The following is an 11,319-nucleotide window of genomic DNA, read 5'->3' on the forward strand; positions in this document are numbered from 1 at the left end:
GGGCTGATATGGGCTGATATTGGCAATGACGGCGTATCGGACGCCGTGGTCGCGCCATTCGCTCAGTTGATCGAGTATTTCCGACGGGGTCCCGGCTAGACACGTTTCACGGACCAACGACGGCGGCACACGTTCGACATAGCTGAGGGCGGTGTGTTCATCGATGGTCTGCGGCAGCAAGTCTTGGATACCGGAAAATGTAGGGCCCATCGGGTGCTCGACGCCGTGGCGTGCCCACACCTCGGCGGATGCGGACAGTGCGAATGCCCGGGCCGTAGTCGATCCGACCATCTCGTCGACCTGTGCGCTGCTGCTCGCGGTCAAAACGAAGAACAACACCGCCGGCGTAATGGCCAACGGATCGCGTCCGGCGCCCTCTGCCGCCGACCTGATCACGGCGAGCTTTTCGGAGTACTGCTTCGGCTGCTGCGGATAGGAGGGGAACCAGGCGTCGGCGTACCTGCCGGCGATGCCCAGCATCCGCGGGCCGTGCGCCGCGACCCAGATCTCCGGCCATCCGCCCTTGTGCGGCGGGACGTCGAACACAGCGTCATGGAGCGGGAAGAATTGCGATTCCCGGGTCACCGGCGCGCCGCCCGAGTCCCACAGGGCGCGGATGGTTGCGATCGCCTCGTCGAATCGTGCTACCGGCTTCGCCCAGTCAACCCCGTACGGTTCGTTGCCTTCACGTTCGCCGGGGCCGATACCGAGGATGGTCCGCCCGCGGCTGAGGTGATGAAGTGTGGCGGCGGCCTGCGCCGTCACGGCGGGGTTTCGCCTTCCGGCGTCGGTAACCCCCACGCCGAGTCTCAGCCGGGTGATCCGGTTCTGTGCGGCGATGTAGCCCAGGGTGGTCCAGGGTTCGTAGATTGCGTCCGCTCGCGGCGCGAGTTTGGCCACGCCGAGGTATTTCGGGTTCCAGATTGACGACGGAAACACGCCGTTGAGGTGATCGGGTATCCACATCGAGTCTGCCCCACCAGCGGCGGCAATCTGTCGGGTAGTTCGGAGCAGCAAATCGGGGGCGAATCGAACGTGCAGTGCACCGTCCATCAGCCCGGTTCTGAAGCCGTTCATGGCAGGTCCTTCTCGAGCGTCCGTTCGCATTGCCACGCTTCTGACTCGAGGTGCGGTCTTCTTGCTGCACCACGAGGGGGCACGCGCCGGAGCCGGTGCGACACTTTTCGCATTCGCAGACACCCGCCGTCCCGAGTTTGCGGTAGTCCATCGGGGCATGATCCGCCACCGGCCAAACGAATCGTGTCTCCGTGACCAGCCAAGACGAGACCGGTCGTTTTGATCGTCCTCCAGTCAGCCCTCGATGTCACTGGTCGTTAGACCCTCGAAAGACTGAAGCCAACCCGGTCACCGACACGTCGCACCCTTCAGCTGGGCGGCGCCGCACAGTTTTGCGCTCCTCCGAGGATTACATTTGGACATCACTGAAGCGGTTCTCCTGAGTGACGCCGCATAGGGTGCGCTATCGGTGACCGTCGATCGGTCCTGGCTCGGTGGCCGGCTACGGTGGGCGATTCCTTTGCCGGGTTGGGTTGACTGGCAAGGATACTGACTGAGTGGAGCGGGGCGCGGCGATCGTGACGAATCGGATGCAGCATGGCACTCCGATGGCCTATAGGGGGCAGGACAGACCGCGACATTCTCAATCCGGCGTCGGCATCTACCCATCCACCGTCGACGGCGGATGGGCGGCCGGTCCCACTGTGCCGGGGTTGGCCAAGATTTCGGAGGGCGAGTTCACTGTGCGGAAACAACGGATCGAGAGCGGCCAGCCCTCTGCTTTGACCGGCTATAGACGAGGTCCGGTCATCGGTCCACCAACGGTCGTCAGATTCCACCAAGGCAGAGGATTGATCGCGGCGGCGAGTTCTGACTGGTCCGGAAGCACCAGGTGCGTGGTCGCGGGTTCGAGTCCGTCCTCGGCCACTCGGCGATCAGCGGCAGGTTTCGGGTTTGCGGTAACCCGGTCGCTTCGTACAGATACTTGCGCTGGTAAAGGTACTCGCCAATGGAAATGGGATGCGGGCCGACACCTCCCTCGTCGACCCGCACCAAGTTGATGTTCGAACTGCTCGCCCTGACAGTTACAGGGGTTCCACCGTCGCCAACGCGATCGATGACCGGTACTCGCGTTACAGCACGTGTTCGGAACTGCGCTCGGCGCGAGCATCCTTATCGACGGAATTCTCGCGTAGTTCTCGGTAAGCCCCGTCACCCACAGTCCACCAGCAGGTGCCGCGGACCTCGCAGCACCGGGTTGGGCCGGTAGGGCGGCGGGTCCTCGACGAGGCGCGGATTGGGGAGGCGGCGGATGAGTTCGGCGAGCGCCATCTGCCCCTCGAGGCGGGCGAGGGGTGCGCCGAAGCAACTGTGGATGCCGCTGCCCAGACCGACGTGCTGGTTGTCCGTGCGGTCGGGGACGAACTTGTCGGCGTCGACGAAGCGTTCGGGATCACGATTGGCCGATGCCAATGCCAGTACGAGGGGCGAACCCTTCGGGACGGTGACACCGTCGATTTCGATGTCCACGATCGGCGTGCGCTGGCCCAGGAGATGCACGGGCGGTTCGAAGCGGAGCAGTTCCTCCACGGCCTGCGGCATCAACTGCGGTTCGGCGCGAAGACGTTCGAGAACGTCGGGATTGCGCAGCAAGGTCAGCATGCCGTTGGTGATGAGGTTGACGGTGGTCTCGTGCCCGGCGATGAACAGCAGGATGGAGTTGGTGACCAACTCGACGGTGTTCAACTGACCGTCGGGCCCCGAATCGTTGGCAAGCCCCGACACCATGTCGTCACCGGGTTCGCGGCGACGGTCCTCGATGAGGCCCGCCATGAACATGGCCATCTCCATCTGAGCCTTCTGCGCCACCTTCACCTGATCGTTGTCGGCGCTGGCACGCCGCGGGTCGATGGCTGCCACCAACGCGTCGGCCCAGGCGTGGAACCGGGGTTCCTCCTCGTGGGGCACCCCGAGTAGTCGGCAGATCACGGTGACGGGGAAGGGGTACGCGAAGTCGTCGACGATGTCGATGCGCTCCTTACCGTCCAGCCCGTCGACCAGCTTCGTGACGAGTGCGGCGAGTTCGCCACGCATGGAGTCGATTCGGTCGGGGCTGTGCGGCGGACCGAACTGCCGCGTCGTCAGTCTGCGTAGTCGATCGTGCTCGGGCGGATCGAGTTTGAGGAAGGACTCCGGCCCGTCGCCGGCACGATCCGATCCGGGGAGTCCCGCACCACGGTTGTGCAGGTCGGAGCTGATCCGCGGGTCGTGCAGGAGTGCCTTCACGTCGTAGTACCGTCCGACGAGGTAGGAACCGTTGTCCTGCGGCGCCACCCGAGTCTCACGAAGTTCCTCGTACAGCGGATACGGATTCGGCCGGCTCGCCTGGTCGGTGATCCGCTGGAACAGCTGCGCACGCGACATGGACACTCTCCCTGTTACTTCGGTAGCGAGACGAACTCGACGCGACGTTCGGTGGGCAGATGGCCGGTCACCGCGACGGTGGGGCCGTGGCTGAGAACGGCCGGGTCCGGCAACTCCGACGCACGCACCTCGAACGGCTCCGCCCGGTCCATGACATCGAAGTCGGGGGGAAACGCCGCGGCAGACTCGATCAGTCCCCGGTAGAAGTCGAGCCACTTACCCTGATTGAACGCCACAGCGGCCGTGACGCGTCCGCGGAAGCCGTATGCCGCCACGAAACGCCGGTCGGCGACGGACCCCTGCGTGATCACCACCTGATCGGAGTAGGTGGGGATGCCCACGGACTTGATGTTGACGCCGAACTGGCTGGACCAGAACGCCGGAATCTCGAGGTGCGGCCGCCGGCGGAGACCGTCGTGGATCATGTTGTGCGCCGCCACCTCGGCCTGACCGATCGCGTTACCCCAGTGCTCCAATGCCAGCAGCTGGTAGTCGTAGAGCGGATGCGGTTGCCGCGCAACGTCGCCGGCGACGAACACGTTGTCGGTGACGATGCCGTTGATGTCGAACGCCCGGCAACCGGCGTCGCACGTGACTCCGCGGGGCCCGGCGGCGAGGCCGGAGCCGAACAGCCAGTCGGTGTTGCGGATACTGCCCTGCGCGACGATCGCCACGTCGACGTCGAGTGTGGTCCCGTCCGACAGATGCGCACGGCACAGCTGCCCGTTGCCGTCCCCGTCGAGCCCGGTCACCGTGACCCCGGTGCGCAGGTCGACGCCGTGGTCGCGTTGCATGTCGGCCGCGACCGCCGCCACCACTCCGCCGAGCGCGCCGACCAGCGGTGCCGGGCCGCGTTCGGTGACCGTCACAGACAGCCCGCGCTCCCGGCACACCGACGCGATCTCCGAGCCGGTGAACCCGGCCCCGATCACCAGGACATGACGTGGTCCGGCGGACAGTCGCTCGTTCAGCCGGCGTGAGTCGTCGCAGGTTCGGATGGTGAAGACGCCGTCGAGTGCGGCCTCGGACGAATTCGACCACGGCCTGGCGCGGACGCCGGTCGCGATCAGCACCTTGTCGAACTCGACGGTGTCGCCGTCGCTGAGAACCACCCGGTTGTGCTCCAGATCGAGACTGGTGGCCCGCACGCCGAGCCGCCACTGCGCGTCGAGGTCCGGGCGGAAGGGCAGCGCCGCGTGGTCGGGCGGCATGATTCCGAGGAGCACGGCCTTCGACAGCGGGGGCCTGTCGTACGGCTCGTAGGGTTCGTCGCCGATCAGGGTGAGGGAACCGTCGAAGCCCTGCCCCCGCAGTGCCTCCGCGGCGCGCAGGCCCGCGAGCGACGCTCCGACGATGACGATCCGCACGTCACTGCCCATTGTGTCGGTCGGGGATGTCCGTGGTGATGGCATGCACCGGGCACGCGGCGGCGGCTTGCGCCACGTGGTCGCGTTCGTCGTCGGTGGGGCCCGCGTCGTAGAGAAGAGCCTCTTCTCCGTGCAGGGTGAAGACGCCGGGTGCGAGGAACACGCACTGCGCGTAGCCCTGGCACCGATTGAGGTCGACGACGAGTTTCACGTCAATCATCCCGATTCTGAACAGTTCTGGTCACACGGGTCCACAGGACTGCGCGGCGCACGGCCGTCCGATCGCGTCGGGCGGAGGGCCTCCACCCGGAAACCAGTATTGCGGAACGGCCAGTCTGTTCGGTTTCGATCCGCTGTTCTGGAGCCATTCAGAAATGTCGTGCCGCCCGCCCCCTACCGACGGGTAGAACCCTGGAGTAGTAACGCGAGTTACAAGTATCTTGCCGGAGTTCGTATCCTGCTGGCGAGAAACAACTTTCGGACACGGTCTCGATTCGGCAACACGGACGTCCGGATCGTGATGTGATGTGATGACAAGAGACCGGCAACGCCCAGTGGCGACACCTCAGAGGCGGAAGATTGACGATCGAAGCTCACCGCGACACCCGCGCGACACGGCACCTGTCCGCTTTGGACGCTGCAGTACAGATCCTGACCACCGCGCGCGGTAGCTCGTACAGCGCGGACCAGGCCTTCGACGAACTACTCGACTCCTCCATGCGGCATCAGGTCGATGTCGGGGATCTGGCGGAAGCTCTCGCCGACCTCGCCGACGGCGTGCACCCCGACGCCGACGACCATCGACGGGCACGGGACGTGGCCACCCGGGAATGGGGAGCCCTCCTGCCCGGCGACGCCGGCTAACCGGCGCAGTCGATACAGGTCTGCGCGGCAGGCAGCGCGTCGAGTCGCACATCGGCAATCGGCAGACCGCACCGAATGCAGAGACCGTACGTCCCACGGTCGAGTCGCTGCTGCGCCGCCGCCAGGTCCTCGACCTCGCGCCTCGCGTCTGCCAGTAGAGCCGACACCTGGGCCCGTTCGAAGGCGATCGTCGAGCCCTCGGGGTCGTGTTCGTCGTCGTCCGTGGTGAATTCCGACCCCTCCACAATTGCGGTGAAACGGCCGGTCAGCGAGGCGATGCGGCGTTCGGCATCGGCGCGTTCCTCGGCGATTCGGGTGCGGTGTTCCGGCACGGTCATGCCTGGATCAACATCGGCGAGGGCCCGGTGCTTCCCCGATAATCCGCTCGATCGATCCGGGACTTTCTGACAGGCTTCCCGGCATGGCACGCACATTCGAGGAGTTGGTGGCCGAGGCGGAATCCGTGTCGGTGGACGGCTGGGATTTCTCCTGGCTGGACGGCCGGGCCACCGAACAGCGGCCGTCGTGGGGGTATCAGCGTCTGATGGGTGAACGCCTCGCGCGCGCGGACGCCGCTCTGGACATCCAGACCGGGGGAGGGGAGGTCCTCGCCGGTGCAACGACGATGCCTCCCGTGATGGTGGCGACGGAATCGTGGCCGCCCAACGTCGCGAAGGCCACGGCGCTGCTGCATCCGCTCGGTGCGGTCGTGGTGGCCGACGCGGACGAACCGCCGCTGCCGTTCGCCGACGGCGCCTTCGACCTAGTGACGAGCAGGCATCCCGCGACGGTGTGGTGGGACGAAATCGCCCGCGTCCTGCGACCCGGAGGCACGTACTTCTCGCAGCACGTCGGGCATGCGAGTGTCTTCGAACTCGTCGAGTACTTCCTGGGGCCGCAACCGGAGACGGTGCGGCGCGGCCGCCACTACGAGGACGAGAGTGCGGACGCGCAGGCCGCCGGTCTCGACGTCGTCGATCTCCGCTTCGAATCTCTGCGGATCGAGTTCTTCGACATCGGCGCCGTCATCTACTTCCTGCGCAAAGTGATCTGGATGGTGCCCGGCTTCACCGTCGCGGAGTGCCGCGAACGTCTGCGGGAACTGCACGACCTGATCGAGGCGGAGGGGCCGTTCGTGGCCCACTCGACCCGCTTCCTCATCGAGGCCCGCAAACGCGGCTGACTCAGCCCATCGACTTCGACCCGTCGAGAGCCTCCCTGATGATGTCGGCGTGCCCGGCGTGCTGGGCGGTCTCCCCGATGATGTGGAGCAGGACCCGGCGCGCGGACCAGCGTGATCCCGGTTCGAACCACGGCGCCTTCGGCAGCGGATGCGAGATGTCGAGGTCGGGCAGCGAGGCCACGATCTCGTCGGTCCGGTGCGCCACCTTCGCGTAGCGGTCGAGGACGTCGGCCAGCGTCTCGTCGTCGCGGAGGGTGAACTCCTTCTCGCGATCGTCGGCGCCGGTGCCGTCCGCGGGACCGCCACGCACAGCGTCGGTGCCGCGCACGATGAAGTCGGCCCACACCCATTCGACGTCCGACACGTGTTTGACGAGTCCGCCCAGGCACAGTTCGCTCGCCGTCGTGCGCTGGGCCGCCTGTTCGTCGGTGAGGTCCCGGACGGTGTAGCGGAGGAAGTAGCGGTGTTTCGCCAGCGACTCCAGCAAGTCGGCGCGCTCGCCGGTAGTCGACGATTTCGCGGTAGAGGTCACGGTGATCACCTGCTCCAGCCGGTCCGATGATGCGCATTCGACCGTAGCGGTCAGTTGCCGTGCACGGTGACATAACCGGTCGCGCGGCCGTGGGTGTCGAGTTCCCACCCCATCCGCTTCCGGGACCGGAGCGTCACCGACGAGTCGATGATCTCGAGGCTGGGGGCCCGGCTCTCCAGCCACTCCTGCACCCGCAACAGGTCGGGCAGCGAAGGCACCCACATGCTGACGAGGAAGTTCGCGGGCCCGGTGAGCGACATGCACAACCTCAGTTCGGGCCGGGCGTTGACGATCTCGACGACTTCCCGGTGTGCACGCACGGGCAGGCGACACCACCACGTGACGGTGATGGGCCACCGCGTCGCGTCCTGGGCCACGTCGCAGCGCAGCACCACGGCCCGGGAGCGCAGCAACCCCGCCAGCTGCCTGCGAACCGACGACGCGGGCCGGTCGATGACCGAGGCGATCTCGCGCGCGGATGCCCGGCCGTTCCGGGTGAGTTCGCGGACGAGCGCGCGGGCGACCTCGTCGGTCAGGCTTTCCGGCCGAGCCGATCCGGACTGCGGAGGGGTGTTCTCCAGTGCGGCGATCGCGGCGGACTGTGCCGTGTCCAGGGAATCGAGGCGCCAGCGGCTGCCCTCCGCGTGGAGTGCGGTGCACGTGTGGGTCCGGGTCGAATTGACGATCGGGTGGCGGGGCAATTCCTCGAGCACCAGGTCCGACAATTCGTGCAGGGATCCCGTCTGCACCGTCAGGATGAGGTCCCGCCCGCGCGCCGCATGTTCGATCGACGCCACCCGCGGGTCCCGGGTGAGCGCCTCGACCAGTGCCTTCGTGCCGCTGAGATCGCACGTCACCTCGATCATGGCGGTGAACGCACCGGCGCCCGTCATCGGCGCGGGGTACGCGGTGATCCAGGCCAGTCCGCGTTCGGTGATCGACTCCCACCGCCTCGCCAGCGTCGCGGACGTCGTCCGCAGGATCGGGGCGAGCTCGGACCACGTTGCGCGTGGACGGATCTGCAGTGCATGAATGAGCGAAAGCTCGGATTCTGTCAGCGTTTCGCTCATAAAACCTTCCCTCAATCGGCGCAGATGATCGTTTTCGACGATCTCGGCGGTCCGTCGCTGCGCGGATCACAGCATATGACCACCGACGCATTCGGTCGAGAAAGTGACCACCGACATAAGGGAGAGCAATGAATCTCGTGGACGACGCCCGCGCCCTCCAGGGCGACCTCGTGCAGTTGCGTCGCGTGCTGCACCGCGAACCGGAGGTCGGACTGAACCTGCCGCGCACGCAGGAACGTGTCCTCGAGGCGTTGGCCGGCCTGCCGCTCGAGATCTCGACGGGAACGAACACGACGTCGGTGACCGCGGTGCTTCGCGGCGGCAGGCGCTCGATCGACGCCGCGCAGACGGTGCTGCTGCGCGCCGACATGGACGGACTCCCGGTCACCGAACAGACCGGACTCGACTTCGCGGCACAGAACGGCGCCATGCACGGGTGCGGGCACGACCTGCACACCGCCGCGCTGGTCGGCGCCGCGCAATTGCTCAGCCGTCATCGCGACCAGTTGGCGGGCGACGTCGTCCTGATGTTCCAGCCCGGTGAGGAGGGGTGGGACGGCGCCAAGGTGATGGTGGACGAGGGTGTCCTCGACGTCGCCGGCCGCCGCGCCGACACCGCCTACGGCATGCACGTCTTCTCCTGCCAGAAGCCGCAGGGGCGATTCTTCTCCAAGGCGGGGACGCTGCTCGCGGCGTCGTACAAGCTGACCGTCACGGTGCGCGGGGCGGGTGGACACGGATCGTCCCCGTCGACCGCCCGGGATCCGATCACCGCGATGGCCGAGATGATCACGTCGCTGCAGACGATGATCACCCGGACGTTCGACGTGTTCGATCCCGTCGTGGTGACGGTCGCGAACGTGCAGGCCGGGTCGCGGCACAACATCATCCCCGACGATGCGCGGTTCGAAGCGACGGTCCGGTGCTATTCGCCCGCCACGTACGAGAAGGTGCCGGCGGCGCTGCGCCGGGTGCTCGAGGGGGTGGCGTCCGCGCAACGGGTCGAGGTCGACGTCACCGTGGCCCCGGAGTTCCCGATGACGATCAACGACGTCGACGAGGTCGCGTTCGGTGCCGAAGTGGTCAGCGACCTCATGGGCGAGGACCGATACGAGACGGTCACGCACCCGATGGCCGGGTCCGAGGACTTCTCCTACGTGCTGCAGGAAGTGCCCGGTGCGTTCATCGGACTGGGCGCGTGCATGCCCGGCGCCGATCCCGCTGCCGCTCCCATGAACCATTCGCCCCGAGCGCAATTCGACGACGCGGTGCTCGCCGACGCCGCCGCCATCTACGCCGGACTGGCCGTTCGACGGCTGGACAAGGCCCGGTCCGACAATGCTGCTGTGGCGGCGGGGAGCGACGCACGATGACCGAGATCGCCACCGAGAGCGGGACCGTGAACACCGTCCAGCAGAGATCCGAGCGCTGGGAGAAGGCCCGCGCGATCGTCGGCGTGGGCACGGGCAACGGGATCGAGTACTTCGACTGGACCGTCTACGCGACGTTCGCCGCGTTCTTCGCCCCGCAGTTCTTCCACACCGGCTCCGCGGTCTCCGACCTGCTCGCGTCGTTCGGCGTCTTCGCCGTCGGATTCGTCGCCAGGCCGTTCGGCGGTCTGCTGTTCGGCTGGCTGTCGGATCGGCGGGGACGCAAGCTGTCGATGACGCTCGCCGTCGGACTGGCCGCGGTCGGCAGCCTGATCATCGGTCTGACCCCGACCCATCAGACGATCGGTGTCGCGGCGGCGGTGGTCCTCGTCGTGGCGCGCCTCGCGCAGGGCGTCGCGCACGGCGGTGAATTGCCCTCCGCGCAGACCTACATCGTCGAATTCGCGCCGACGGCCCGGCGTGGACTGTGGTCGAGTCTCATCTACATCTCCAACACCACCGGAGTCGTCGTCGGCACGCTTCTCGGCGCACTGCTCACGACGACGCTGAGTTCGGAGCAGATGGCCGACTGGGGATGGCGGGTGCCGTTCCTGCTGGGCGGCGTGCTCGGGCTGTTCGTGCTGTGGATGCGGTCCCGGATGAAGGAGACCGAAGTCTACGAGGAGTCGGGTGACGAGACGGCGAAGCAGTCGATGTGGCAGCTGTTCCTGGCGCACCGGCGGCAGGTGTTCCAGATCCTGTTCTTCACGGTCGGCGGCACCGTCGTCTACTACGTGTGGGCCGTGTCGGCGCCGGCGTACGCGATCACCGTCCGGGGCATCGATCCGTCCGGCGCTTTGTGGGCGGGGGTCGGCGCGAACCTCGTACTGATTGCGTCGCTGCCGTTCTGGGGTTCGTTGTCGGATCGGATCGGACGCAAACCGGTGCTGTACATCGGCAACGTCGGTATCGCTGCCCTGCTGTTCCCGCTCAACGCCATGATCGGGCACAGTGCGGTCACGCTGTTCATCGCGATGGCGATCGCCCTGTTCGTGATGGGCGCGATCCTGTCCGTGATGCCCGCGATGATGGCCGAACTGTTCCCGACCGGATTACGTGCCGCCGGTGTCGGAGTGCCGTACTCGATCGGTGTGGCAGCGTTCGGCGGGACGGCCGCATACGTCCAGACGTTCTTCGCCGACCGCGGTACGCCGGAACTGTTCGAGTGGTACGCGCTCGCGCTGGTCGCGGTCTCGATCGCCGCACTGTTTACGATCCCGGAGACCCGGGGACGGGATCTCGCGTCCCAGACGTAGCGCACGTGAGTGGCAAAGTGTGCTCCCGCACGCTGTCATGTCTCAGGACTTGGAGGACAGATATGTCTCAGGACTTTGAGGACAGTTTCTGGTAACGCGTGGTCCTGTCGAGTGTAAGAGTGCGGACGGTCGTGTCGTCGATCATCACGACGACACGATCGCCCTGCCAGTAGAGG

Annotated in this window: 11 protein-coding genes; 4 read left to right on the plus strand and 7 right to left on the minus strand. The window is 66.6% G+C overall.

The window, feature by feature from the left end; genetic code table 11:
• The 4 genes from AC1D1G_RS33550 to AC1D1G_RS33565 form a co-directional block, all read right to left on the minus strand.
• The coding region (locus AC1D1G_RS33550) for an LLM class flavin-dependent oxidoreductase (protein WP_477955439.1) at positions 1-1,077 on the minus strand (1,077 nt) is incomplete at its 3' end.
• Positions 1,078-2,229: 1,152 nt separating this feature from the next.
• Positions 2,230-3,441 (minus strand): cytochrome P450, encoded by a 1,212-nt coding sequence (locus AC1D1G_RS33555; RefSeq protein WP_477955440.1) that lies wholly within the window; start codon positions 3,439-3,441, stop codon positions 2,230-2,232.
• Positions 3,442-3,455: 14 nt separating this feature from the next.
• Entirely contained in the window at positions 3,456-4,820 is a 1,365-nt protein-coding gene (locus tag AC1D1G_RS33560; protein WP_477955441.1) for an NAD(P)/FAD-dependent oxidoreductase, read from the minus strand.
• Positions 4,810-5,028: a ferredoxin gene (locus AC1D1G_RS33565; RefSeq protein ID WP_105417863.1), complete on the minus strand. Its 219-nt coding sequence runs from the start codon at positions 5,026-5,028 to the stop codon at positions 4,810-4,812. Before AC1D1G_RS33565 ends, AC1D1G_RS33560 begins: the two co-directional genes overlap by 11 nt.
• 359 nt (positions 5,029-5,387) lie before the next feature.
• On the opposite strand from AC1D1G_RS33565, the gene AC1D1G_RS33570 reads away from it, so the two are divergent.
• Complete coding sequence (locus AC1D1G_RS33570) at positions 5,388-5,672, plus strand: ANTAR domain-containing protein (RefSeq protein WP_477955442.1); 285 nt, start codon at positions 5,388-5,390, stop codon at positions 5,670-5,672.
• On the opposite strand, the gene AC1D1G_RS33575 is transcribed toward AC1D1G_RS33570, so the two are convergent.
• Entirely contained in the window at positions 5,669-6,010 is a 342-nt protein-coding gene (locus AC1D1G_RS33575; RefSeq protein WP_280780563.1) for a TraR/DksA family transcriptional regulator, read from the minus strand. The genes AC1D1G_RS33570 and AC1D1G_RS33575 overlap by 4 nt on opposite strands.
• A gap of 83 nt (positions 6,011-6,093) precedes the next feature.
• On the opposite strand from AC1D1G_RS33575, the gene AC1D1G_RS33580 reads away from it, so the two are divergent.
• Complete coding sequence (locus AC1D1G_RS33580; RefSeq protein ID WP_477955445.1) at positions 6,094-6,855, plus strand: class I SAM-dependent methyltransferase; 762 nt, start codon at positions 6,094-6,096, stop codon at positions 6,853-6,855.
• Position 6,856: 1 nt separating this feature from the next.
• On the opposite strand, the gene AC1D1G_RS33585 is transcribed toward AC1D1G_RS33580, so the two are convergent.
• Together AC1D1G_RS33585 and AC1D1G_RS33590 are read right to left on the minus strand one after the other, a co-directional pair.
• The gene (locus AC1D1G_RS33585) at positions 6,857-7,396 is read right to left on the minus strand and encodes a DinB family protein (RefSeq protein WP_477955446.1); all 540 of its coding nucleotides are present in this window, start codon (positions 7,394-7,396) and stop codon (positions 6,857-6,859) included.
• Positions 7,397-7,437: 41 nt separating this feature from the next.
• Entirely contained in the window at positions 7,438-8,457 is a 1,020-nt protein-coding gene (locus AC1D1G_RS33590) for an Lrp/AsnC family transcriptional regulator (RefSeq protein ID WP_477955447.1), read from the minus strand.
• A gap of 128 nt (positions 8,458-8,585) precedes the next feature.
• Here AC1D1G_RS33590 and AC1D1G_RS33595 point away from each other — a divergent pair, with 128 nt between their 5' ends.
• Entirely contained in the window at positions 8,586-9,830 is a 1,245-nt protein-coding gene (locus AC1D1G_RS33595) for a M20 metallopeptidase family protein (RefSeq protein ID WP_477955448.1), read from the plus strand.
• Positions 9,827-11,143, plus strand: a complete 1,317-nt coding sequence (locus tag AC1D1G_RS33600; RefSeq protein ID WP_477955450.1) for an MFS transporter — start codon at positions 9,827-9,829, stop codon at positions 11,141-11,143. The genes AC1D1G_RS33595 and AC1D1G_RS33600 overlap by 4 nt, the downstream gene beginning before the upstream one ends.
• The last annotated feature ends 176 nt before the right edge of the window (positions 11,144-11,319 follow it).

It is taken from the genome of Rhodococcus sp. P3_B8, assembly GCF_056402775.1.

Coding starts and splice junctions, on each gene's coding strand:
- AC1D1G_RS33555 (WP_477955440.1), bottom strand. CDS start 3,441: ATGTCGCGTGCGCAGCTGTTCCAGCGGATCACCGACCAGGCGAGCCGG.
- AC1D1G_RS33560 (WP_477955441.1), bottom strand. CDS start 4,820: ATGGGCAGTGACGTGCGGATCGTCATCGTCGGAGCGTCGCTCGCGGGC.
- AC1D1G_RS33565 (WP_105417863.1), bottom strand. CDS start 5,028: ATGATTGACGTGAAACTCGTCGTCGACCTCAATCGGTGCCAGGGCTAC.
- AC1D1G_RS33575 (WP_280780563.1), bottom strand. CDS start 6,010: ATGACCGTGCCGGAACACCGCACCCGAATCGCCGAGGAACGCGCCGAT.
- AC1D1G_RS33580 (WP_477955445.1), top strand. CDS start 6,094: ATGGCACGCACATTCGAGGAGTTGGTGGCCGAGGCGGAATCCGTGTCG.
- AC1D1G_RS33590 (WP_477955447.1), bottom strand. CDS start 8,457: ATGAGCGAAACGCTGACAGAATCCGAGCTTTCGCTCATTCATGCACTG.
- AC1D1G_RS33595 (WP_477955448.1), top strand. CDS start 8,586: ATGAATCTCGTGGACGACGCCCGCGCCCTCCAGGGCGACCTCGTGCAG.
- AC1D1G_RS33600 (WP_477955450.1), top strand. CDS start 9,827: ATGACCGAGATCGCCACCGAGAGCGGGACCGTGAACACCGTCCAGCAG.